Annotated in this window: 18 protein-coding genes and 1 tRNA gene; 7 read left to right on the top strand and 12 right to left on the bottom strand. The window is 61.5% G+C overall.

Annotated elements, in window-relative coordinates:
• Positions 1–31: 31 nt before the first annotated feature.
• The 6 genes from scpB to V6767_RS00490 all read right to left on the bottom strand — a co-directional run bounded on the left by scpB (position 32) and on the right by V6767_RS00490 (position 7,994).
• Complete coding sequence (gene scpB / locus V6767_RS00465) at positions 32–727, bottom strand: SMC-Scp complex subunit ScpB (RefSeq protein WP_448471618.1); 696 nt, start codon at positions 725–727, stop codon at positions 32–34.
• Positions 724–1,545 carry a segregation and condensation protein A gene (locus V6767_RS00470; protein WP_448471619.1) on the bottom strand — a complete coding sequence of 274 codons (822 nt, stop codon included), beginning with the start codon at positions 1,543–1,545 and terminating at the stop codon, positions 724–726. The genes scpB and V6767_RS00470 overlap by 4 nt, the downstream gene beginning before the upstream one ends.
• A gap of 2 nt (positions 1,546–1,547) precedes the next feature.
• Positions 1,548–2,567 (bottom strand): beta-N-acetylhexosaminidase, encoded by a 1,020-nt coding sequence (nagZ, locus tag V6767_RS00475; RefSeq protein ID WP_448471620.1) that lies wholly within the window; start codon positions 2,565–2,567, stop codon positions 1,548–1,550.
• Between the two features lie 113 nt (positions 2,568–2,680).
• A complete protein-coding gene (locus V6767_RS00480; protein ID WP_448471621.1) occupies positions 2,681–4,900 on the bottom strand; it encodes an SPOR domain-containing protein in 2,220 nt (739 codons plus the stop codon).
• A 58-nt stretch (positions 4,901–4,958) separates the two neighbouring features.
• Positions 4,959–6,719, bottom strand: a complete 1,761-nt coding sequence (argS, locus tag V6767_RS00485) for an arginine--tRNA ligase (RefSeq protein WP_448471622.1) — start codon at positions 6,717–6,719, stop codon at positions 4,959–4,961.
• Positions 6,720–6,776: 57 nt separating this feature from the next.
• Positions 6,777–7,994 carry a deoxyguanosinetriphosphate triphosphohydrolase gene (locus V6767_RS00490; RefSeq protein ID WP_448471623.1) on the bottom strand — a complete coding sequence of 406 codons (1,218 nt, stop codon included), beginning with the start codon at positions 7,992–7,994 and terminating at the stop codon, positions 6,777–6,779.
• Positions 7,995–8,174: 180 nt separating this feature from the next.
• On the opposite strand from V6767_RS00490, the gene erpA reads away from it, so the two are divergent.
• Entirely contained in the window at positions 8,175–8,507 is a 333-nt protein-coding gene (erpA, locus tag V6767_RS00495; RefSeq protein WP_230718284.1) for an iron-sulfur cluster insertion protein ErpA, read from the top strand.
• Positions 8,508–8,631: 124 nt separating this feature from the next.
• Here erpA and V6767_RS00500 read toward each other — a convergent pair whose 3' ends face one another.
• From V6767_RS00500 to V6767_RS00510, 3 genes are all read right to left on the bottom strand, one after another.
• Positions 8,632–9,249, bottom strand: coding sequence for an invasion associated locus B family protein (locus V6767_RS00500; RefSeq protein ID WP_448471624.1), 618 nt, complete (start codon positions 9,247–9,249; stop codon positions 8,632–8,634).
• A gap of 36 nt (positions 9,250–9,285) precedes the next feature.
• Positions 9,286–10,044 (bottom strand): SapC family protein, encoded by a 759-nt coding sequence (locus V6767_RS00505; protein WP_448471625.1) that lies wholly within the window; start codon positions 10,042–10,044, stop codon positions 9,286–9,288.
• 692 nt (positions 10,045–10,736) lie between these two features.
• The gene (locus V6767_RS00510) at positions 10,737–12,086 is read right to left on the bottom strand and encodes a uracil-xanthine permease family protein (RefSeq protein WP_448471626.1); all 1,350 of its coding nucleotides are present in this window, start codon (positions 12,084–12,086) and stop codon (positions 10,737–10,739) included.
• Between the two features lie 484 nt (positions 12,087–12,570).
• On the opposite strand from V6767_RS00510, the gene xth reads away from it, so the two are divergent.
• On the top strand, positions 12,571–13,362 hold the full coding sequence (gene xth, locus V6767_RS00515) for an exodeoxyribonuclease III (protein WP_448471627.1): 792 nt from the start codon (positions 12,571–12,573) through the stop codon (positions 13,360–13,362).
• 51 nt (positions 13,363–13,413) lie between these two features.
• Here xth and V6767_RS00520 read toward each other — a convergent pair whose 3' ends face one another.
• Positions 13,414–14,148, bottom strand: a complete 735-nt coding sequence (locus V6767_RS00520) for a tetratricopeptide repeat protein (protein WP_448471849.1) — start codon at positions 14,146–14,148, stop codon at positions 13,414–13,416.
• 597 nt (positions 14,149–14,745) lie between these two features.
• Between V6767_RS00520 and V6767_RS00525 the strand changes: the two genes are divergently transcribed.
• Positions 14,746–14,832: transfer RNA gene (locus V6767_RS00525), tRNA-Leu, on the top strand.
• 242 nt (positions 14,833–15,074) lie between these two features.
• Here the strand turns inward: V6767_RS00525 and V6767_RS00530 are convergent.
• Together V6767_RS00530 and dnaE are read right to left on the bottom strand one after the other, a co-directional pair.
• A complete protein-coding gene (locus V6767_RS00530) occupies positions 15,075–16,157 on the bottom strand; it encodes a porin (protein ID WP_448471628.1) in 1,083 nt (360 codons plus the stop codon).
• Positions 16,158–16,580: 423 nt separating this feature from the next.
• Entirely contained in the window at positions 16,581–20,048 is a 3,468-nt protein-coding gene (gene dnaE / locus V6767_RS00535) for a DNA polymerase III subunit alpha (RefSeq protein ID WP_448471629.1), read from the bottom strand.
• 68 nt (positions 20,049–20,116) lie between these two features.
• Here dnaE and V6767_RS00540 point away from each other — a divergent pair, with 68 nt between their 5' ends.
• The 4 genes from V6767_RS00540 (at position 20,117) to V6767_RS00555 (ending at position 24,628) form a co-directional block, all read left to right on the top strand.
• Positions 20,117–20,359 carry a hypothetical protein gene (locus V6767_RS00540; RefSeq protein WP_448471630.1) on the top strand — a complete coding sequence of 81 codons (243 nt, stop codon included), beginning with the start codon at positions 20,117–20,119 and terminating at the stop codon, positions 20,357–20,359.
• 283 nt (positions 20,360–20,642) lie between these two features.
• Positions 20,643–21,734 (top strand): GntR family transcriptional regulator, encoded by a 1,092-nt coding sequence (locus tag V6767_RS00545; RefSeq protein WP_448471631.1) that lies wholly within the window; start codon positions 20,643–20,645, stop codon positions 21,732–21,734.
• A gap of 78 nt (positions 21,735–21,812) precedes the next feature.
• Positions 21,813–23,078, top strand: a complete 1,266-nt coding sequence (locus V6767_RS00550; RefSeq protein WP_448471632.1) for a Gfo/Idh/MocA family protein — start codon at positions 21,813–21,815, stop codon at positions 23,076–23,078.
• Complete coding sequence (locus V6767_RS00555; RefSeq protein ID WP_448471633.1) at positions 23,075–24,628, top strand: hypothetical protein; 1,554 nt, start codon at positions 23,075–23,077, stop codon at positions 24,626–24,628. Before V6767_RS00550 ends, V6767_RS00555 begins: the two co-directional genes overlap by 4 nt.
• Positions 24,629–24,651: the final 23 nt, after the last annotated feature.

The following is a 24,651-nucleotide window of genomic DNA, read 5'->3' on the forward strand; positions in this document are numbered from 1 at the left end:
CATACATCGGCGCGAGGGCTTTTTCTAGAGCTTATTCATCATGTTTACCGCCCGGTGTCAAAAGCCCCAGATCCTCAAGGTCCGCGGCATCCAGCGGCTCCTCGTCATCGGTGAGGTCTTCGTCGTCATTGAGCGGCAGCGGGATCTGGAAGCCGGGCGGGATCCGGCCAGACAGCAGGCCGGCGCCGCGCAGTTCCTCAAGGCCCGGCAGATCGCGGATTTCCTCAAGGCCGAAGTGATCGAGAAAGCTGCGGGTGGTGCCCATGGTGACCGGACGGCCGGGCGTGCGCCTGCGCCCGCGAAACCGCACCCAGCCCGCCTCCATCAGCACGTCCAACGTGCCCTTGGAGGTCTGGACGCCGCGGATTTCCTCGATCTCGGCGCGGGTCACCGGCTGGTGATAGGCAATGATCGACAGCACTTCGAGTGCCGCGCGGGTGAGCTTGCGCGCCTCGCGCTCGCCGCGGTGGATAACGAAGGAAAGGTCGGCGGCGGTGCGGAACGCCCAGTGGTCCTCGACGCGCACCAGATTGACGCCGCGATTGCGATATTGCTCGGCAAGCGCCGTCATCAGCTCCGCGACATCCACGCCCTCGGGAATGCGCTCGGCGATATAGGCCTCGCTCACCGGCTCGGCGGAGGCGAAAACCAGCGCCTCGGCAATGCGCTCTGCCTCCAGCATGCGTTCCGGGCTCAACGATTCTTCGTTGTCCTCGGGCTCGCTCATTCGGCGGCCTCGCCGGTGAAGGGCTCGCTCCTGCCTCTGCCGCGACGCATCATCAGCGGCGCGAAGGCTTCGTCCTGTCTCAGATCAAGCCGGCCCTCGCGCGCCAGCTCCAGCGATGCGGCGAAGGTGCTGGCGATCGCGGTGCGCAGATCCTCCGGCCGGGTGAGGTAGCGCAGCAGATAGCGATCGAGCGCCGTCCATTCGCCGATCTCGCCGATCAGGCCCTGCAACAGCTCGCGCGCGTCAGTAAGCGACCAGACATGGCGCTTTGCGATCGTCACCTCGCTGATCGCCTCGCGCTGGCGCATATTGGCATAGGCGTCCAGAAGCTCGTAAAGCGACGCCATGTAGCGGGAGCCGGTTTCATCGGGGATGTGCTCCGGCGCGCCCCTGCGGAAGACGTCGCGATCGAGGCGGTTGCGGTTGATGAGCTGGCTCGCGGCATCGCGCATCGCCTCCAGCCGCTTGAGGCGGAAGGCGAGCGTGGCGGCCATATCCTCGCCCGAAGGCTCCTCGTCGCTCGGCCTTTTGGGGATTAGCAGTCGCGATTTCAGATAGGCGAGCCAGGCGGCCATGACGAGATAATCGGCGGCAAGCTCGATGCGGATGCGGCGCGCGCTTTCGATGAAGGCGAGATATTGCTCGGCAAGCGCCAGAACCGAGATTCGCGCCAGATCCACCTTCTGCGTGCGCGCCAGATGCAGCAGCAGGTCGAGCGGCCCCTCGAAACCGCCGACATCGATCACCAGCACCGCCTCGCCCGCCGCGCGTACCTCGACGGTGGCGTTTTCGCTTTCGGGGAAGAAGCTTTCCTGCATGGTCAGCTCCCCGCCTGAAGAAGGTCGTCGAGCCTGCGGGAGAGCGCATCGAGATCGGCGTCATCGGCCGCGGGGCGGCCCGCCAGCGCCCGTTCGCCGCGGATCAGGGCTGCGCCGGCAAGCGCCGGGGCGGCGTCAGCAACGGCCCGCATCTCATCCATATTGCCGTTGCAGTGAAGAATGATGTCAATGCCGGCGGCCGCGACCGCGCGGGCGCGCTCGCCGATATCGCCGGCAAGCGCATTCATGGAAATATCGTCGGAGATGATCAGCCCGTCGAAACCGATCGAGCCGCGCATCACCTGCTCGACCACCTTCGCCGAGGTGGAGGCCGGGTTCTCGGCATCGACCGCATCGAACAGCACGTGACAGGTCATCGCCATCAGGATGCCGGTGAGTTCGCGAAACGGCCGGAAATCGCGTTCGGCAAGCAGTGCCAGCGGCTCTTTGACCACCGGAAGGCCGATGTGGGAATCGGCAAGGCCGCGCCCGTGGCCCGGCATGTGCTTGATCACCGGCAGCACGCCGCCGGCCTTCAGCCCGTCGGCCATGGCCTGGGCCAGAACCCGCACCTGTTCCGGGTCCGAGCCGAAGGCGCGATTGGCGATGAACCCGGTATCGGGTTCCGGGGGCATGTCGAGCACCGGGGCGCAATCGACATCGACGCCAACCGACAGCAGATCGGCGGCGATCAGCCGCCCGCAGGCATAGGCCGCCTCCTTCGCTTCATCGGGAGCGCCGGCATAGCGCTTTCCGATCACCGACGCGGCGGGATAATCGCGCACCAGCGGCGGCCGCAGGCGACGGACGGTTCCGCCTTCCTGATCGATAAGAACTGGGGCGTTTCGGCCGACAGCCGCGCGCAGCTCCGCCGTCAGCGCCCTCACCTGCTCCATCGTCTCGACATTGCGGCCGAACAGGATGAAGCCCCACGGCTGCTCCGCGCGGAAGAATGCTTTCTCCTCGGCGCTGAGGCGGGCGCCGGCGCAACCGAGAATCATGGCTTTCGCAGCGTCTGTCATGGGCGAATCATATGGGATCGGGACCAAAGCAAGAATAAGCCCCGACATTCATGCACAATTTTGTGTGGTCCTGCACTGCAAAAACACCAATCCCGCGCCCACGCGGCCAAAGATCAGCGTGGAACGAAGCAGCTTCCGCCTTCCGCCTTGTACTGCTCGCACAGCGATAGCGCTTCCGAAAGGCTGGAAGCCCCGATGCGCACGCGATAATAAGTGCCCTTGCCGGCAATCGTCGCGGGAACGATCTCCGCCGGTCGACGCCCGAGCACCGCCGGATGCTGTGCGCTGAGCCGCCGGTAAGCCTGCTCCGCTTCCTGCTGAGACGGCAGCGACGCGATCTGCATGGCATAGGCCGAACTTGCTTGCGCGCTTGGCTGCGGCGCGGCGGCGGCAGGCGTTGTGGTGGTCGTCGAAGCGGCGGGGGCCGGGCTGGCGGCGGCAACGCGCGCGGGCGCGCCGCCCGGAGGCCGCCGCGTCGGCAGCGGCACATTGGCGATGCCGAAATCCTGCACGGGCTCTTCCGTGGCGACCGGCTCTTCGGTCGCTTCGACTGCACCCTCGGCGGCAGCTTCTGCCACGGTGGACGGCGCGGTGGCGGCCGGCGTTTCCGCGCCCGTTTCGTCCGTTGCTCCGGCCGTTTGCGAGGCGGTCGTCGCCTGCGATGACGGGGGTGTCAGCGAGGACGAAGCGGTCTCGTCGCCGGCATTCGTGCTGTCCTGAGGCACGGAAGTGACAAGCTGACCGTTCTCATCGGGAAGCGCGGTCTGCGTCTCGATCTTTCTGACCCCGGTCGAGGGCGAAGAACTGGCCTCGGCCACATCGCGCTCGACCAGCGTGCCGTCGGGCCTGACGATCATGGTTCTGACCTTGCGCGGCTCGAGACCGCCGGTATTAGCTGTGCCGCTCGCAGCACTGCCGGCCAGCGGATTGGGCGCGACGCTTTCAACATCGGTCGGCTCCTGATCGGAGGCGATCAGACTGCCCTGACGCGGCGCTTCGGCCAGCGTTCCGGACACATCGTTGAAGACGGCGTTGTCCTGATTGGGAACGACCTCGCCGCCTGGATCCTCCGGCGCTTCCTTGACGCTTGAATTGTCGGCCGTGATGACCACCGGCTCGCCGCCGCCATCGCCAGCGAAATAGCGCATGCCCGCGAACACGAACAGCACGGCCAGCGCAATCGCGGCGATGCCGATCAGGGCGACGCGCCCTGCTCCGAGGAAGGTCGCAGGCAGCAGGCCCGGACGGCGCTCGCGATCATCAAAGTCGTAATAGTCGTCATCGACCGCAGCTTCAAAGCCCTCGGCAGCATCGTTGTAGCCGGCCTGCGGCGGAACGGCCTGCCTGAGGGGTTCGTCATAGGCTTCGCTGTGAGCGGCGGCGTAATAGTCAACCTCCTCGGGCAGGTCCGGCTGGGCGGGCGGCTCCTGCAGCGGATCGACCAGAGCCGGCTGGCTCGCCAGCACATCGGCAAGCTCCTCGTCGAGGTCGAATTCGTAAGGCTCGGCGGAGGCGCGGGCCGGCACGACCTCGTCGTCGCCCATCGGCGGCAGGTCGAGCTCATCGACCGGCGCGGGCGGCTCTTCAGTCGAAATCAGCGCGGCCGGATCGAAGTCCCCGTCGCGATCGTCGTCGCCAGCCGCCACCTCGTCCAGCGGTCCCGGGCCATCATCGGCCAGTTCGAGCTCCGAAAGCTCAAGCGCGATTTCGTCGAGATCGAGATCGAGCTCCTGATCCTCATGCGCCGCCGGCTGCCGCGGCTCGGGCTCGTATGCGGGTTCCGTCTGGTATTCCGGTTCCGGTTGGTGCGGCGGCTCCGGCTCGTATTCCGCCGTCGGCGCGTAGCTCGGTCCCGACTGATATGGCGGCGGGGGCGCGACCGGTTCCTCGGCGGGGGGCGTCACATCGGTCTGGCGGGGTTCTTCCGGCTGGTATCCGCCAAGCGAACCGCGCAATTCGAAGCTTCCGAAATCATCCGGCTGCTCTTCCGCAGGCGCGGGTTCGGCCGGCATGCTGTCCCAGATCGAAGCCGGCTGCTCGTCGGGCTCGAAGGGCTGGGGCTCGCCGTAACGGTCCTCCTCTTCCGGCGCGAAGGACGGCTCCGCCGCGTGGCGCGACGACGGGTCGGACCGTTCGGGCGGAGCGGAAAAGCTCTCGAACTCGCGCAGAAGCTCGTCCGTCAGGTCATCCGCCGTTTCCGGCGGGTACGGACCTTCCTGTCGGCGCGGCGGCTCATTGTCGGACGTGCCAATCAGCCTCGCCAGTTCGGCAAAGGGATCGTCCTCGTCAAAACCGCCATTATTGCCGTTACCCGGCTTGTTCTTGTCTGCCATTTTCAAACCACCGAGGCTGCCATCGGCCTAAAAGGCCGACGGGAGAGTGCAGGTGGACCTAACGCATTTCCTGCGGCGCGTCGGTTCCCGTGAGAGCCAGTCCGGAACGCAATACGGCAGCGACAGAAGATACGAGTCCGAGCTTCGCAATCGTTGATTGTCTGTCACTCTCATTAATAAAGCGTAACTCCTGCTTTTCCTTCCCTTTATTCCAGTGGGAATGGAATTGCGACGCCAGATCATAGAGATAAAACGCCAGCCGATGCGGCTCTCGCATTGTCGCCGCCGATTCGACTACCCGCGGATATTCCGCAAGCTTGGCCACAACTCTAAGTTCTTCCGGCTCATAAGTCGCCTGCTTTACCGCATCTTCCAGTGTTTTTTGTGAAATTTCCAGTCCGGGCAAGTTCTCCTGGGCCTGCCGCAGGACGGACATGCAGCGCGCATGCGCATACTGGACATAGAATACCGGATTGTCTTTCGATTGCTCGGTAACCTTGACGAAGTCGAAATCGAGCGGCTCGCTGCTCTTGCGGTAAAGCATCATGAACCGCACGGAATCCCGGCCAACCTCGTCGACGACCTCGCGCAGCGTCACGAAATTGCCGGAGCGTTTGGACATCTTGAGCTCCTGGCCATCGCGCATGAGCTTGACCATCTGGCAGAGCAGTACCGTCAGCTTGGTCTTGCCGCCGGACACCGCCTTGGCGAGCGCCTCCAGACGCTTCACATAGCCGCCGTGGTCAGCGCCCAGAATATAGACCATCTCGTCGAAGCCGCGCTCGTACTTGTCGCGGAAATAGGCGACGTCGGCGGCGAAATAGGTGTAGCTGCCGTCCGATTTGATCAGCGGCCGGTCGATATCGTCGCCCACCTCGGTGGAGCGGAACAGCGTCTGCTCGCGGTCCTCCCAGTCCTCCGGCATCTGCCCCTTCGGCGGCGGCAGCGTGCCCTTGTAGACATGGCCCTTGAAGGTGAGATCGTTGATCGCGGACCGGATCGCCGCGGCATCGTCGGCATGAAGCTGACGCTCGGAGAAGAACACCTCGTGGGTGACGTTAAGCGCGGCGAGATCGGCGCGGATCATCTCCATCATGGCGTCGATCGCCTTTTCCTTGACGATCGGCATCCACTGGTCTTCCGGCAGATTGTGCAGCGATGGACCGAATTCCGCCTTCAGCGCTTCGCCGACCGGCACGAGATAATCGCCCGGATAGAGCCCCTCGGGAATGTCGCCGATCGTCTCGCCCAGCGCCTCGCGATAGCGCAGGAAGGCGGAGCGGGCGAGCACGTCGACCTGCGCGCCGGCATCGTTGATGTAATATTCCTTGGTCACCGCAAAGCCGGCGTAATCCAGGATATTGGCAAGCGTATCGCCCACCACCGCGCCGCGGCAATGGCCGACATGCATCGGCCCCGTCGGGTTGGCGGAGACATATTCGACGTTGATCTTGCGGCCCTTGCCGATTTCGCTGCGGCCGAAATCCTCGCCCTCGCGGACCAGCGCGAGCAGCACGCGCTGCCAGTATCGCGCGGAAAACCGGATATTGATGAAGCCCGGACCGGCGATCGAAAGCTCGGCGATATCCTCATCGGTCTCAAGCGCGGCAACGATCTTTTCGGCAAGGTCGCGCGGCTTGGTCTGAAGCGGTTTGGACAGCACCAGCGCGGCGTTGACGGCAATATCGCCATGGCTCGGGTCGCGCGGCGGCTCCACCACGATGCGGGTGAAATCCAGCGTGTCGCGCTTTTCGGCGATTTCGGCAATCGTCAGCAGCTGTTCGTTCAGTCTCTGTTCGAAATCGGTAAAAAGGTTCATGTCTATTTCCATCCGCCGCCGCGCGGCCGGCGCAAAAGGGCGCAGTTTGCCGGGCTCCTACCGTAAATCAGGGGTATGGTCAAACAACTGGCGGTGCGTGTTGTAGGCATAGGTATCGGTCATGCCGGCGAGATAGTCAGCCACATGGCGGGCAAGCTGCGCGTCCTCCAGCCGCTCGATGCCCTCGCTCCATGAATGCGCGCCCATCAGCTTCGGGTCGGCTATATAGGCATCGAAAAGATCGGTCACGATCTGAGCCGCGCCCTTGCGGATCACCATGATGTCCGGATTGCGGTAGATATGATGGAACAGCAGCTTCTTGATCTGCCGGTCGATTTCCGCCATCGCCGGCGAGAAGGTGGCCAGCGTCATGCCGGCGCGGCGCACCTCATCGGCCGATTGCGGCGCGACCGTGCGCAGGTTCTCCTGGGCAACGCCGATCACGTCTTCGACCATGGCGGTGATCTGGCGGCGCATGATCTCGTTGGTGAACCGGCTCGATTCCAGCCCGGGATAGCGATCGCGCACCTCATACATAAGGCCGGCCAGAAACGGCACCTCCTCCAGCATGTCGTAGCTCAGATAGCCCGAACGCAGCCCGTCATCGATATCATGCGTGTTGTAGGCGATATCATCGGCGATCGCGGCCACCTGCGCCTCCATGCTGGCATGGGTCGAAAGCCATAGATCATGGCGGGCGCAATAATCGAGGATCGGCTGCGGAACGGGTCCATCAATGCCCTTCCCTTCGGCATCCTGCAGGGGACCATTGTGCTTGACGAGCCCCTCAAGCGCCTCCCAGGTCAGGTTGATGCCGTCGAATTCGGCATAGCGGCGCTCCAGCTTGGTCACGATCCTGAGCGATTGCGCATTATGGTCGAAGCCGCCATAGGCCGCCATCTTCTCGTGCAGCGCATCCTCGCCGGTATGGCCGAACGGCGTATGGCCGAAATCATGCACCAGCGCCACGCCCTCGGCAAGATCCTCGTCCAGACGGAGCGCGCGGGCAAGCGAACGGGCGACCTGCGCCACCTCGATCGTGTGGGTCAGGCGGGTTCGGTAATGATCGCCGTCATTGGCGATGAAGACCTGGGTCTTGTGCTTCAGCCGGCGGAAGGCGGTGGTATGGATGATCCGATCGCGGTCGCGCTGAAACGGCGAGCGCGTCAGGCTGTCGGGCTCGGGATAGAGCCGGCCGCGGCTTTCCCACGGATTGCAGGCATAGGGCGCGAGCGCCACATCGCCGAAACCCAATGCCGATTTGTCGATTGTCATGCTTATTCCTGTCGCGGGAAGTGTTCCTGCTTGCGTCCTGCCGGCCACCCGGTTGCAGATAGACCGTTGACGGCTGTCATCGCCGTTCTTAACTAAGATCAAAGGCCATTGGAAGGCGTGGATCATTCCTTGCGCCAAAACACCGATTTCAGCCCGCCCGCCGGGCTCAGGAGACTGACAATGGACACCAAGACTGTCACGCTTTCAGAGGCGGCGGCCAAGAGGATCGCCGCGATCATCGCAGCCGAGGACGGCAAGAAGGCCCTGCGCGTTGCCGTGGAAGGCGGCGGCTGCTCCGGTTTCTCCTACAAGTTCGATCTCGCCGAAGACGCGGAAGCCGATGACGTGGTGATCACCCGCGGCGATGCAAAAGTGCTGATCGACGAGATTTCGCTGGTCTATATGGCCGGCTCCGAAATTGACTTCGTCGACAACCTTCTCGGCCAGTCCTTCCAGATCCAGAACCCCAACGCGGTCGCAAGCTGCGGCTGCGGCACCAGTTTCTCGATCTGAGCGAAGATTTTCCGTAACCGCGCCGCGCGGCCCGCGAAACGGAACGTTTCAGTTCGCCATAAACAGATCGACCGCTTCGGATGTCCGAAGCGGTCTTTTCTTTGCGATGAGCAGCGCGCGGCTCTCAGTTGACAGGCGCGGCGGCGGAAATCGCCGATCTGAACCCCTTCATCGACAAGGGCACGCTCAGTTCCTGACCGCTCGTCATATCGAATGTGACGCTCGCGGCCTGCGCCGTCTTGATCATCTCCATCTGCGCTTCCGACAGTTCCTTCTCGGCGATGCAGACCTGGTTGCAGGTCATGTATGTCAGAAGGATCTGCTCGCTGCCCTCGGTTTCAACGGTGCTGACGGCTCCACCCTTGGTCGGCTGCGCGGCCGCTTCTCCCAGGCGCATCGTCACGCCAGAGCGAAGGGCCACGTTCACCGGCGTCTGAATCACGAGCCGATCCGTGTCGCTTTCAGGCAGCTTGCCGACGGCGACCGTCATCAGACGCTGCACTTCCCCGCCCTCCTGCTGGGCATTAAGCACCTGACGAACCTCGCAGACCCGCTGCGGGGCGCCAGGCTGGGGTTCACCTTCCTTCTGCATCTGAATCAGCATGCAGTTCTGTGTCCAGTCCCCATAAGCTACGGTTGTGGAACTCGGCATGACATCATCATCGGCGGCAAGAGCAGCCCCGGTCGAGGCGAGAAATACAACCATAAATTGTGCAGTGCGATTGCTGAGACGTCGTTTCATTGTCATTTGCTCCTTTGTTGGTGGTTACTCACCCGGTCACGCCGCCTTGGGGCTTGAAGTTTTTTCCTGTAGCTCCAACAGGTTTTGCCAGTTTTGGGCGGACGCGAGGTGGAGCACGACCGCGTCGAGGAATGCCTTCTTGTGCCACTCCTCGATCGTCTTGGCCGGGAGAGCCCGGAACCGCTCGGCATTGACCGTCAACAGGCCATCCAGGCGATAGCGGCTCTTGTCGGGGAAGGTCATGTCCACGTGCTTGTCTTCAAGCAGGTTTTCCGCCTCAAGCGCCTTGACGAACTCTTCTCCCTGCAGGCTCTGCTGATGATAGGCATTGCAGAACTCCATCATCGGACGGGCGCCATCGCCTGCCGTGCCGTCTTCAGCGAATAACGGCTGCGCATCCTTCAGTTTGCCCGCCGGCTGGATGCGCTTGCTATCGGCATCAAACCCGAGCACCGTCTGCGTCCTGTCTTCCGACTGGATGAGAATGAACGGATAGCGCCGCACATAAGCTGGAATATAGGTGTTGGCGCGCCATTGCCCGCTCTCATCCACGAACAGGTTCTGGCTCTGCTTCAGACCCGTCACCGCTACCGCGGATAGGCTGTCGCCGCCCCGCACGAACACAATCGGATAATGCCTCACCGCCGGCAGAAACTCGCTCGGCGCAAGCGGTATCGCATTGGCTCCGGCCGCGAAGGAAAAATCCTGCTTCTTGTCCAGAGCAAGATCCTTGTGGTCCTCAAACCGCAGGACCTGCGGCGTTTTGTAAAAAAGCGGCTTATGATTGTCGGCCATGGTGCCGTTCCCCCTAAAAAGAGCTTACTCGCCAACTCTCTACCTATGAGAGTATTTAGACAAGATACCCCGGTTTTTTGTTTTTTCAATATTACATGTATTTTTAAGGCAAATGATATAAATTACTCTCTTTCAACAGATAGTAAGAGATGTAAAAACTTTAGAAATTTATTATACACTTATATTAAACGGAACTCATATTAGCAGACACCGTCACCGATAACGCCCCGTGATCACTCGTTTAACGAGCAGATGTCGTTGAGGACTTCCCCTCAAAAAGGCGGGCTGAACGCGACCAATAACTGTGAAGTTGGTGCGGCAAACTTATTTTAATCATCTGATTGACTAAAGGGGCGTAATTCATTAGATTTGTCTTATAGCGTTCAGCAGAACGTGACCATATTCATCGTGGATTGGTTTAGACGGCCGTCTACCGTCTTTGGTCTCCATGGCAGCCGCGTTCGCGATGACCTCCAGGAACACCTCGGCAATCCCTGCGCCGGGGTGTTCTTCGTTTTACGGTTCAAAGTCTCCGGCCTCTCTCTCCGAGTAACATTTGTCGGTCGATACGCGCCTCAAGGCGAGGTGCGACCGCCACCCAAGTCCGCGTGACGAACAAACAAGAGCGCCCCGGACGATACGTCCGGGGCGCCAGAAAAATCGAGAGCCGCAAAGGCGACGCTCATTCAGCTTCAGGCATCGATCGTCTTGCCCGCCCGCTCCGGAATGACCAGCGAGAGCAGGATCGCCGAAATGCCAGACAGGGTGATCGGCGTGGCGAACACCTTCTGGATGATATCCGGCATCTGCTGCATCGACTGGGGCACCAGGGTGACGCCAAGCCCGAGGCCGAAAGAGACCGCCATGATATAGACCTTGCGATGGTCGATCGGCTCGGAGGCCAGGATCCGGATGCCGGCGACGGCGATCGATCCGAACAGCACCACCGTGGCCCCGCCAAGAACGGGCTTCGGCACCAGTAGAAACGCGCCGCCAATGATCGGGAAGAAGCCGAGCACCACGAGGATGCCCGCAATATAGAAGCCGACATGGCGGCTGGCCACGCCGGTCATCTGGATAACGCCGTTATTCTGGCTGAAGGTCGTGTTCGGGAAGGTGCAGAACAGCGCCGCTAGGCCGGAGTTGATGCCGTCTGCAAGCACGCCGCCCTTGATGCGGTTCAGATAGACATCGCCCTGAACCGGCTCGCCGGAAATAACCGAATTGGCCGTCAGGTCGCCGGTCGTCTCGATCGCGGTGATCAGGTAGACGAAAGCGATCGGGATGAACAGGCCGAGATCGAAATCCAGGCCGAACTTCAGCGGCACGGGAACGGCGAACACGGGCTGCGTGCCGAGCTGCGAAAAATTCACCATGCCGAAGAAGATCGAGACGATGAAGCCGACCACAAGGCCCAGCATGATCGCGGCGATCCTGACCATGGGCTGTTTGGAAAACGAGAAGAAGATGATGACCGCAACAACGAGCAGGCCGAGGAAGATATTGACCGGCGCGCCAAGCGCTTCACCGGCGCCAGCGCCGCCGGCGAAATCCGTGAAGCCCGATTTCACAAGGCTGAGACCGATCACGGTAATGACGATACCGGTCACCGTCGGCGTGACCACGCGGCCCATCCGGGAGATGAACTGACTGAGCACGATCTCGACCACGCAACCGACGAGGCAGAGCCCGAAAATCATCGCCAGAATATCCTCCGGCGTGCCGCCCCTGCCCTTGACCGCGAAACCGGCTGCCAGAATGACCCCGAGAAAGGCGAAGCTGGTGCCCTGAACGCTGAGAAGGCCGGACCCGACCGGCCCTATGCGCCGGCACTGAATGAAGGTCGCGACGCCCGAAACGAACATCGACATGGCCAGAAGATACGGCATGTGAACGCCGAGCCCCAGAGCGCCGCCGATGATGAGCGTCGGCGTGACGATGCCGATGATGCTGGCCAGAATGTGCTGGATGGCAGCCAGAAACGAGGCGCCCGGCGAAGGCACGTCGTTGAGTTTGTATATGATGTGATGTTGATCGGACATTAATTCATCCCCCGCGGCCCTTGCCGCTTGTTATCGCTCGCACTTACACGAATGTCCCAAGCAACATCCGTGCCACAAATGTGTCACACAATGTTTCATGCGCGCAAGAAGTGAAAATGCGACCCATTACACGTTTCGCATCCGGCGACGGCGAGGGACAGCTGAAGCGGAAGGGCGTGCGGACCCGGCGCATCAGGCGCGAATTCATGCAACGGGAACGCGAACTGCTCATTTCTGTGGCAAATCGCAAGGCAGGCGCGGCCGGCGACGACGCCTCCCGCCGACCTGCCGTTGGCCCAACAGGCTATCGCCCGGCTAAAGACATGTTGATTATCGCCGGTCGGGGGCTTCCTTGCCCGTGCTTGATCCGGCATGATCGCGCGACCCGGATGCCGCGACACAAGCGTCGCGAACAATGGCTTTTCCAAAAGCCTGGCACGGGCGAAACGGTTTCCCCAATGCGGTCGCGGACACGGATTTTGACATGAAGATAGCCACCTGGAACATCAACGGCATCAAGGCGCGGCAGGAAAACCTGGTCCGGTGGCTGGAAATGGCATCGCCCGACATTGTCTGCCTGCAGGAGATCAAGTCCGTCGATGAAAATTTCCCGACCGCCCCCTTTCAGGACCTCGGCTATCACGTGGAGACTCACGGCCAGAAAGGCTTCAACGGCGTCGCACTTCTGTCGAAGAAAGCGCCGGAAGACGTCCAGCGCGGCTTTTCCGATGGTCATGATGATGATCAGTCGCGCTATATCGAGGGGGTCTTCAGCGTGAAGGGCGGGGTGATCCGCGTCGCCTCCATCTATCTGCCGAACGGCAACCCCGTCGACACGCCGAAATATCCCTACAAGCTTGCATGGATGGAGCGTTTGAAAACGCTTGCCCAAAAGCGGCTCGACCTTGAAGAACCGCTGGTGCTGGCGGGCGACTACAATGTCATTCCCCGCCCCTGCGACTGCTACGACCCCGCCGTGTGGGCGGGCGACGCCCTGTTCCTGCCGCAGACCAGAGAGGCCTTTTCAGAACTGGTCGGTCTGGGGCTCTACGATGCCGTCGCCGGCGCCGACGAGGCCGGCGGTCAGTATACGTTCTGGGATTATCAGGCCGGAGCCTGGCCGAAGAACAACGGCATCCGCATCGACCATATGCTGCTCTCGGCCGAGGCCGCAGACAGGCTGGTGGCCACCTCGATAGACAAGTCTGTCCGAAGCTGGGAAAAACCATCCGACCATGTGCCGGTGATCTGCCAGTTTGATTGCGCCTGGGCCTAGAAACTTTGAGGCCTGGATGCAGGCTGCGCTGCACATCCAGACGTGGTCGCGTCAGGGCGAACCGGTGCTCATATTGTGCGCGAGCGCGATAGCGCCGCGGCGGTCATTCTCGTCCACCACGGAAAAGCACTTTTCCTGCAGATCACGAATCCAGCTGCAATCGCCGATCTGGCAACGATCGGCCGCCATGGTGAGATAGGCGAGACCGAGCACCGGCTGGCCTTCGTTGAAAATCAGGTCGCCGAAAACGGCCATCGCACTGATATTGCCGTTCTTTCTGGCAAGGTTCAGCCATTTCTTGGCGAGGCGCACATTCTTCGCGCCGCCCTCGCCATTCAGGATCATCTGGGCGAGTTGGAACTGCGCCTCGGGATTGCCGAAGACCGAAGCGGCCTGAAAATAAAGCTGGCGTGCCTGCGCCAGGTCCTTCTCCACCGGCGTATCCGGAATGCCGGACTTGTAATAGCCGGCAAGCGCGAGAAGCGCATTGACATAAAATCCGGTATCGGGCGAGCCGGGCTCGACATCGTGGTTGACGATCTCGGCATAGGCCTTGAAGGCCTCATAGTCGTTCTCCGGCACGCCATCGCCGAACGCATACATGTTCGCCAGCGCCCAGCGCGAGCCGGTATGGCCCTTTTCGGCAGCATAGCGATAGGCTTCGACCGCCTTTTGCTTGTCGCCGTTCTTGTAGGCCTTGAAGCCGAAGCGGAACAGATCGAAACGCCCGGAATCCTTGGGTATGTCGTTGGAGATATCAAAGGCCGATACCGGCGCGCCGGCCATGACGAACAAGCCCGCCGCCACCACATACACGCCTGTCTGTCTCAGAATTGCCTTCATCATCAAACGATTTCACCACGTTGTCGAGGGCGCAAAGATCTTGTCGGATAAAACCGCGATCACACGTCCGGCGGACTGCTGCGCGCTCTGTTCCCTTTCACATGCCGCGTGTTTGTGGCGGGAAATAGACGCTAACGCCGAGATCGTTTGTACGAGAGAACTGAAACAATTGCTGTGACACAACAGCCACAGTCACCGGATTCATTGGAAAGCGTTAACATGCTGATATACAGTCAAGCCTCCGCTCTCGCCTCAAACGCCTCGTCGTGCATCCGCTCTCGACCAAGCGCCGCGACCGCGCATTCAACAGAACTCGTTCTTTCATCACCCGAACCCGTGTGGAACCATCGGCACAATCGCCTTGCTCTATTGCGGAAGTCTCTTTGCCATACTACACATCGCTCACCGCTTCGCCGAGTTTGGGGAAGCGGACACAGGTTGCGGCTCAACGTCGCCAAGGCGTTTCCGGAAAGGTCGATGCCGCCTCTCCGACGCCACCAGGCGGAAGTCGAGCCATTCCCTTGTTCGGGAAAACCTGCTGCGGGCGTGGCGAAACTGGTAGACGCAAGGGACTTAAAATCCCTCGACCGGATGGTCATGCGGGTTCGACCCCCGCCGTCCGCACCAACCGATCCTAAATCAAGCGCTGCGTTGTCTCTTCGAGAGACGGACAGCCAGTCTGAAAACCGGCGCGCCATGGCCGGATCAACTTTCGCGTACTTCAACAGTCCCGCTCCGCTCAGGCACCCATGCGTATCGCACGCATCGCACGCGCCTGATCGTTTGAAATATCGCAAACTGAGCCGCGCCGCAAAACGAAAAAGCCCGACCAAACGGCCGGGCCTTTCCTGATCTGTGGAGGCGTCTTCTTAGAAGTCGCGCTGCAGACGGAACCAACCGGCCCAGTACTGATCGTCTTGGTAGTACTGCGAAGGCAGGTCGGTGTAACGAACGTTCAGCTTTGCGCTCAGGCCTTCGACGATGGTGTAGTCGAAGAGTACACCAGCGGACCAGAAGTCCTCATTGTCAGCGCCCGGAATGTTAGCCGAGGTCCACTGAACAGCAGGCGTCATCGCAAAGTTGTCGGATACGTTCAGCTTGTAGCCAGCAGCCAGAGCCCATTCGGCGTAAACGCCAGGGACGGCCGTCGGGGTAGCGAGCGAGAAGTCCTGGAAGTCGTTGCCGCCGTAGGTCACGGCATAAGCGTTCCAACCGGTGGCGTAGATAGCGCCGAGGTCAAGAGCGCCCGGGCCGAGCGCCAGCGAAGTCATGGCGCGGAAAGCGGCTTCTTCGTTGTAGGTGTCGTAACCGACATCGAGCTTTGCGCCGACGCCGCCGGCCTGGAAGCCGATACGGCCCGAAACGCCGAGATGCGGAACGTTGTTACCCGAATTCATCAGGCCGATCATATCGGGCTCGAGGAAGTCGAGCGAGATGCCGCCCACGAAGCCTTCGCCGGTGTAAACGTAACGGACCGAGTTGAACTTGGTCTGGCCGTTCAGATCGTCGATTTCGCCGAGCAGGCCCTGATCCCAGTAGCTGTTGAAGTAACCAGCCTGGAAACCACCGAGCGAGAGGTAGGTCTCGTCGAGATAAACGTCGGTGGAGGCGTTATCGGAGTAGTAGTCGGCGTTCAGCGAGATGAAGCCGGAAAGAACGCCGAGCTCGGTTTCGGTCTTCGAGGAAATGTCGATGTGACCGCGCGTAAATACGTCCCACGCATCAGCAACATTGCCGCCACGCGAAGCGTCAATCTGGAAACGGACGTAACCGCCGATATCGAGGCAGGTGTCGGTGCCCGGGATGTAGAAGTAGCCGGCACCAAAGGCGTCGCAGATTTCTACATAGTTGGCAGCTACAGGCTCGATGACCACAACCGGGTCGGCCGCCTGGGCGCCGGAAGCTGCTGCGACTGCTGCAGCGGAGCCGAGAAGAAGGCTCTTCACGTTCATAATGACCTCCAAAAGGTTTTAAAGCGGAATGGGTTTTTCGCCTGAGCGTTCCCTGCCCCATTCCGGGTTTCAAGAAGATCGGGCTGTCTAGACCCTCGCTTCTGAGTGTGAACATACAAGACCGCCGTCCGATCGCAATCATCAATCGCCCGCATAGCCGCCGCCGAGGCTTCCTTACCGGCTTGCTGTTGCCGATACGCAACAAGTTGGGGCTGTGGGGCGGCCAAATCTTTACAAAAGGTAAAGAAAACAAGCACCAACGGGGCGATTCCATCCAGCCACGGCGGTACGAACGCAATAAAGACGGCGCATATCCCACCAGCTCAACGTGAAAACCCGCACAATATCCGCAAAAGAACGAAGCGGAGACCTGCATTCCACCGCCGCAAAAGCGAATCGGACCTACTCTCTGCTCCGACGAGGCTAAACGAGCTCGACGTCGACCACACCCGACACCGCGCGCATGGCTGACGCCACTTCCGGGGAGAGCCTGTACTTGCCCGGAAGCTCGACCTCCACCTCGCGCAGCCCCTCGTTCTGGATGACCACGAAGGACACGATTCCGTCTCCGCTGGTGTTCAGATGCCTGGAAAGCGACGCCAGAGGCGAATCATCACGCAGATAGACGCGCATCGCGCTTTGCTGGCGCACCGCCTCTTCCTCCAGCGACTGGACCGTCTGTATCCGCATGCCGATCCCTTCGGGACGGACATCGGCCGCCACGGTGATGACAACGGAGGTTCCCGGTTCCAGAAGGTCGCGGTATTGATAAAGCATCTCGGAGAACAGCACCGCCTCGAACTGGCCGGTCGCATCGGAAAGCGTGATGATGCCCATACGGTTGCCCGTGCGGGTCTTGCGCTCCTGCTTGGCCACCACCGTGCCGGCCAGGCGTCCGCGGCCGGCGCCATTCTTCACCGAAAGCGAGAAGTCGGCGAAGCTCTGGACCCGCATGCGCGACAATATATCGGCATAGGCGTCAAGCGGATGCGCGGTCTGGTAAAAACCCAGCATCTGGAATTCCCGCATCAGCCGCTCCGAATCCGGCATCGGGGTATAATCCGGCAGCGTGATCTGCGGCAGGTCACCGGCGCTGCCGAAAATGTCCGCCTGACCGCTGGTCTTGTCATCCTGGCTGCGCTGCGCCAGGCCGATGATGCGATCGAGCCCGGCCAGAAGTGCGGCGCGATCCTTGCCGAAGCAATCAAAGGCGCCCGCGCAGATCAGGCTTTCGAGCACCCTGCGGTTGACGAGTTTCGGATCGATCCGCCGCGCGAAATCCTCGAGGCTATCGAACGCCCGGTCCCCTCTGACCGCAACAATATGGTCGACCGCTGCCTCGCCCACGCCCTTGATCGCCGCGAGCGCATAGAAGATCCGCCCTTCGCCCGGCTCGAAATGCCGGTAACTGGTCTGCACCGAGGGGGCGACAACCTCGATGCCGAGGCGCTTTGCATCATGGCGAAAATCGTTCAGCTTTTCGGTATTGGCCATATCAAGCGTCATCGACGCTGCAAGAAACTCGACCGGATAATGCGCTTTCAGGAACGCTGTGTGATAGGACACGATCGCATAGGCGGCGGCGTGGGACTTGTTGAAGCCGTAATTGGCGAACTTCGCAAGCAGATCGAAAATCTCGTTGGCCCGCTGCTTCTTGACGCCCTTTTCCACCGCGCCATCGACAAAGCGAACCCGCTGCTTGTCCATCTGCTCCTTGATCTTCTTGCCCATGGCGCGGCGCAGAAGGTCCGCTTCGCCGAGCGAATAGCCCGCCAGCACCTGCGCCACCTGCATCACCTGTTCCTGATAGATGATCACGCCCTGGGTCTCGGCCAGCAGCGGGTCGATCAGCGGATGGATCGACTCGATCTCCTCCTCATTGTGCTTGCGGGCATTATAGACCGGGATGTTTTCCATCGGGCCCGGACGATAGAGCGCCACCAGCGCGATCAGATCCTCGATGCGGTCGGGTCGCATACCGATCAGCGCCTTGCGCATGCCCGCGCTTTCCACCTGGAACACGCCGACCGTCTCGCCGCGCGCCAGCATTTCGTAGGATTCGGCATCATCCAACGGGACGAGCGAAAGATCGACCGTGATACCGCGGCGAGCAATGAAGTCGACTGCGGTCTTCAACACCGTCAGCGTCTTCAGCCCCAGAAAGTCGAACTTCACAAGGCCGGCCTGCTCCACCCATTTCATATTGAACTGGGTAACCGGCATGTCGGAGCGCGGATCGCGATACATCGGCACCAGCTGCGACAACGATCGGTCACCGATAACAATGCCCGCCGCATGGGTCGAGGCGTGGCGATAGAGCCCCTCGATCTTCTGGGCGATCGCCAGCAACCGCCCGACGATCGGCTCCTCTTCCGCGGCCTCCTGGAATTTGGGTTCGTCCTCGATCGCCTGAGCGAGCGTCACGGGGTTGGCGGGATTATTGGGAACGAGCTTGGAAATGCGGTCGACCTGGCCATAGGGCATCTCGAGCACCCGGCCGACATCGCGCAGCGCCGCGCGGGCCTGCAGCGATCCGAAGGTGATGATCTGGGCAACCTGCGCGCGGCCGTATTTCTCCTGCACGTAGCGGATGACTTCCTCACGCCGGTCCTGGCAGAAGTCGATATCGAAGTCCGGCATCGACACGCGTTCGGGATTGAGGAAGCGTTCGAACAGCAGCGAGAAACGCAGGGGATCCACATCCGTGATCGTCAGGGCGTAGGCGACCAGCGAGCCCGCGCCGGAGCCGCGGCCGGGCCCGACCGGTATATCGCGCTCCTTCGACCATTTGATGAAGTCGGCAACGATCAGGAAGTAGCCCGGAAACTTCATGCCTTCGATCACGCCGAGTTCATAGTCGAGCCGCTCGAAATAATCCTCGCGCGTGTGGCCCGGGCTCAGGCCCACATGGGCAAGCCTCGCCTCCAGCCCCTGGCGCGCCTGCCGACGCAGCTCCGCAGCTTCCGCCCGCTCCGCCTCTTCGGGATCATCTGAGGCGCCGGTGAAGCGCGGCAGGATCGGCATGCGGGTGTCGAGCACGAAGCTGCATCGGCGCGCGATCTCCACGGTATTTTCGATCGCCTCGGGCAGATCGGCAAACAGCTCCGCCATTTCATCCTGCGACTTCAGATAGTGATCCGGCGTCAGTCTGAATCGGCGATCGTCGGAAACAATGGCGTTGTGCGCCACCGCCATCAGCGCGTCATGCGCCTCGAAATCATCGCGGGTCGGGAAGAACGCCTCGTTGGTCGCAACCAGCGGCAGATCGAGCTCATAGGCGAGAGCGATGACCCGACGCTCGTGCTGGACGTCGAAGTTGCCGTGCCGCTGAACTTCGACATAGAGCCGATCACCGAAAGCGGATTTCAGGAATGCGAGCCTTTCGGCGGCCTTCGCCTCGAATCCGGAGATAACGGCCTCGTCGATCGGCCCGGTCCGCCCTCCGGTGAGCGCGATCAAACCGTCCGAATGCGCGCTGAGCCATGACTTCGTTATATATATGCTGTCATGCCCCTCACCGCCGAGATAGGCCTCGCTGACAAGATGCATGAGATTGGCATAGCCGGTCGGATCGGCAGCGAGCAACACGATCGAAGGTTTCTTCGGCGGCAGATGCCCGCCGCTGCGGCGCTCGCCGTCGCCGCCATCCTCCATGTCGATCGACAACTGGCAGCCGATGATCGGCTGGAGCCCCTCGCCCACGGCCTTCTGGGAAAACTCCAGCGCGCAGAAGAGATTATTGGTATCGGTCACCGCAATTGCAGGCTGCCTGTCTGCCACGGCGAGCTTCATCACCGTCTTCAGCGGCAGCGCGCCCTCGAGCAGCGAATAGGCCGAGTGAACGCGCAAATGCACGAAACGAACCGCCTGCTCTTTGCCTTCAGCCTGCATCTCGAGATCACTCCTTCATCGCCGCCAAATCAGATACGTCACCCGATTTTGGCAGGCGAGCAACGCCGGTGCAATCGCTCGTCTCGCAATGCACAGAAACCTATAGCGAGCTCACGATCAACGCCATGCTGGCCAGAAACAGGCTGACTGAGAAGAAAGCCGCGATGTCGCGCAGAATATCGGTCATGATTGCCTCCGTTTTGCTTATAGTCCTTTTATGTTCTATTTTTGTTCTCATTGCAAGCCGGTTTATTGCCGGCGAAGACGGACCAAAGCGCACAGAGATGCTCGAATTCCGGGCAAGCATCTGAAAATATGTACTATATTGATGGAACTCCGTTCCTGAAAAAAACGCGACGGAGGTCGCTCTCCGGCGCCTTTATTCAGGTTTCATGGCGCAGTTCGATCCGCCGTGCGAATGCTCCCGGCACCGTAATTCGGGTTCGACAAGAGCGAAGACTTCGCCCAAAGTCGTCGGCCGCGAAAGTGCAAAAGACGCTCCCGATTTTGCTTTTTCGGATAGCCCCGGTCGAAAGCAGGCCCAAACTCCATTCGCGACTTGCGTTGGGTATAAATTATACTCATAATACCCGGATGCAGAACAAGACCAAGCAGGTTGTCGCCGCGATCGGTCGGTGGACGGAAGACAGGATCGACAAGGCATCGCCCGGCGAAAGGCTTCCAACCGTTCGCCATCTGATGCGCGAATTCGGAACGGCGCAGCGCACCGTGGAGGCGGCGCTGAAGCCGTTTCTCGAGGACGGCCGACTGATTGCCCGCCCCGGCGCGGGCATCGTGGTCGCCGGTGAGGCCGAGCAAAAGGAGCCCGACAGCTATGCCGCGGATCTCCTGATCCTCTACCGCAATTCCGACAGCAGGCTGGCGCGGGTGACGCTGCAGGAGGTCGCTACGCGGATAAAGTCCGCCGGTTTTTCGGTGTTGCAGCTCGGCTTTTCGAGCGACGCCCAGGCGATCGATGTGCTGGAGCGGATCGGGCGGTTCCGGGCCTGCCTCATCCAGGTGAATTTCGAGATCCTGACCGTCGCGTTCCTGGCCGCGCTCCACAGGCAGGCCGACCATATCGTCATCGACGGGGTTTCGGCCACCGGCATCGATGTCGACGCCATCGGCACGAACTGGCGCGAGGCGTTGTCGATCGCCTTCCGCACATTCAGGGAAAGCGGCCACGACAAGATCGCCTTTCTGACATCGGCCCATCATGCCCGCCAGATCGCGATGGCGCGCCGCGAATTCCACCTGCTCGGCAGCTTTCTGCCCGATCCGGATCAGCGCTTTCTGATCGAGCTGAACGCACTGCCCGGCAGCTACCAGATCGATGACATCGCCGCGGCCATCGGTCGGCATGCCGATGCCGAGGGCCGGCTTCCGTTCACGGCGCTGATCGCCTGGGGCGTCGTGGAAGGTTTCATTCTGGAACGCGCGCTCGCCAGGCTCGGCCTCGAGGCGGGTCGTGATCTCAGCGTCATCATGCTCGGCAGCACGGACTTTCAGTCGGAGCATCTCGGCCGGTTCGATGTGGTCGGCAACAGCCATGACGAGAAGCTTGCGGTGTTCGAGCGGATCATCCGTGAACGGATCGCCGACAGGGCGGACGAGCCGCAAACCCATTATCTCCCCATTTCCTGCGTCCGCCATGGATCGGTGATCGATCTCCACACCGATTGAGTACATCAATTATTGTACACATATATATACTCAAATAGCATCCGATGCCGACAACAAGAACAAGTTCAGAGGCATTGCATGCTCCAGGAGCCGGTCCAGCAGAAAACCACGGGCGTCGCCATTATCGGCGCCGGCGAACGCGGCATCTATTATGTCGGCTCGCGCATGGCCGAAATCGCGGCGGAGACCGGCTTTCGCATCATCGGCGTTTTCGATCGGCTGGAAGACCGCGCCGGCTATGCCGCCGATCATCTGAACGGGCTCTACGGCAAGGCGGGCATCCGCCATGCCGTGCGGATATTCGAGAGCCTTGAGGCCGCCGTCGAGGATCCGTCCGTCGACCTTGTGATCGTCACCACCCATACCAATGCCCACCGCGCGCCGGTCGAGGCGGCGATTGCGGCCGGCAAGCGTGTTTATCTCGACAAGCCGATCTCGGTGACGCTCGATGACGCCGAGGCCATTCAGGCGGCGGAAAGGCGCTCCGGTCAGCCAGTGCTGATGGCGTTCACCCGGCGCTACGAAAAGCCCTGGGTCGAGACGGTGAAGCTTGCCCATTCCGGCCGCATCGGCGATCCGCAGATGATCCTGCTGCGCTCGGTCATTCCTTATACGCGCTATCTGCAGCTCTGGCACCGCAAGCAGGCGCTGTCGGGCGGCGCGCTCAACGACAAGTGCTCACACCATTTCGATGTTCTGAACTGGGTCGCCGCATCCACGCCGGTCTCCGTCACCGCGATCGGCGGCCGCAGCAATGTTTTCCCGCCCGATCCGAATGCGCCGGAGCGCTGTTCGCTCTGCGACCGCGACTGTCCCTATCGCCGGCACGAAACCCTGGTGGACCGCTTCGAGGGCGCCGGTGCCATCGCCAACCCGAGCTGGGGCGAGGCAGCTTTGCCGGTCGACCGCAACGACACCTGCGTCTATCGGCCGGGCGCGGATATCGATGACCACGCAATCGTCACCATCCGTTATGAGAACGGCGTTTCGGCCTGTCTGTTCTTCGCCATATTCGGCCCCTGGGCCGAGGATCAGGAAACGCTGGAAATCGTCGGTTCCTCCGGCCGCATAAGGATGGAACGTCATTCCGGCGAAATCGATATCGTCGAGGATTACGGCCGCAAGCACGGCACGCTCGGCTTCACCAGCCCGGACCGCAGCTCGACCCATTTCGGCGCCGATCTAGAGCTCGTGCGCACGCTCAGCCGCTTCATGGATGGGGAGAACCCGCCCGTTGGCATCGATGACGGCGTTGGCTCGCTCAGGATCGTTCTGGCGGCGCAGAAATCCATGAAGAATGGCGGCATGCCCGTCGATCCGGAAACCCAGGAATTTACGAAATGACGCGCCGTTTTCCCGAACGCCTGACCCCGCTTGCCAACCGGCTCGGCCTTCAGCCGCTGTTCGGCGACATCCACAATCACTGCGCGCTGTCCTATGGCCATGGCCGGCTTGAGGATGCGCTGGCGCGGGCCGCGCTGCAGCTCGATTTCGTTTCCATTACTGGCCATGCGGCATGGCCCGACATGCCGGTCGACGTGCCGGAGGTCGCCCATATCGTCGATTTCCACGTCAAGGGTTTTGCAAAGCTGAAGGCCAACTGGAAGGACCATTTCGAAGTGCTGAAAGCCTTCGAGAATCCCGGCCGCTTCGCCGTTTTTCCCGGCTACGAGATTCACTCCTCGGAACATGGCGACTACACGATCGTCTATGGCGACCTCGCTGTAGCCGAACCGGAACTTGCCGACAGCCCGGCCGAACTGAAGCAGGCGCTTCGAAACGCAAAGGGCGACAACGCCCTCGCCTTCCCGCACCATATTGGCTACCGCCAGGGCGCGCGCGGCATCAACTGGGATACGTTCGATCCCGAACTCTCGCCCTTCGTCGAGATGTTCTCGATGCATGGTTGCGCAGAAGAGTCCGAATCCGAGCGCTCCTACCTGCATTCCATGGGGCCAGTGAACGGTACGTCGACCATGCGCGCGGGGCTGAAGCGCGGCGCGGTCTTCGGCGTGGTCGGCAATACCGATCATCATTCCGCATTCCCCGGCTCCTACGGCCATGGCCGCATGGCGGTCTATGCCGAGGATGACAGCCGGGACGCGATCTTTTCGGCCATGCGCGCGCGCCGCACCAATGCGCTCACCGGCAACAATATTCATCTGCTGACGGCAATCGGCGATGTCGTGCAGGGCGGCATCACCGCGCCCTCGCCCGACGCCGCGCTGGAGATCGAGGCCATCGGCGGTGGCTTCATCGACGCGATCGATATCTTCCGCAACGGCGAACTGTTCGAGCGCATCTCGCCCGAGCTGAGCCCAGCCCCGATCGAGAGCGAAGCGGAAACGGAGACCATCCTGTTTGTTGAACTCGGCTGGGGCGCGCGTGGCAGAAGCCATGACTGGGCTGGCGAACTTCGTCTCGAAAGCGGCGAGGTTCTTGGCCTTGAGCCCAGGTTCCGCGGCGCGGAGATCGTCTCGCCGCTCGAAGGAGAGGACGAGGCGGCGCGATTGCCTAGCCTGTGCCTTGAACAGGGCGACGTCCGGTTTTCCGTCACGGCTGCGGCCAACCCCAACAATGTGACCTCCGCCACACAGGGCTTCGCCCTCCGGCTGAAGGCGAGGCCCGGGGCGCGGCTGAAGGCTACGCTTTCGGGCAAGCAGCTCGACGTTCCGCTCGACCAGCTCTTCGAGGGCGCGCTCTCGGGCAATCTCGGCCCGATCGACAGCCCCGCCTATCGTTTCCACGCCCTGCCCCGGCCGCACCAGTGGCAATGGCATGGCGCGGTCGCGCTCGGCGCATTGGCCGACGGCGAAAACATCTATGTGCGACTGCGCGAGAAGACCGGGCAGATGGCCTGGACCTCGCCGATTTTCTGCAGAAGGGAGGCATGAGACGAAACAGGCGAAACCGCCGG

It is taken from the genome of Martelella sp. FLE1502 (assembly GCF_053484255.1).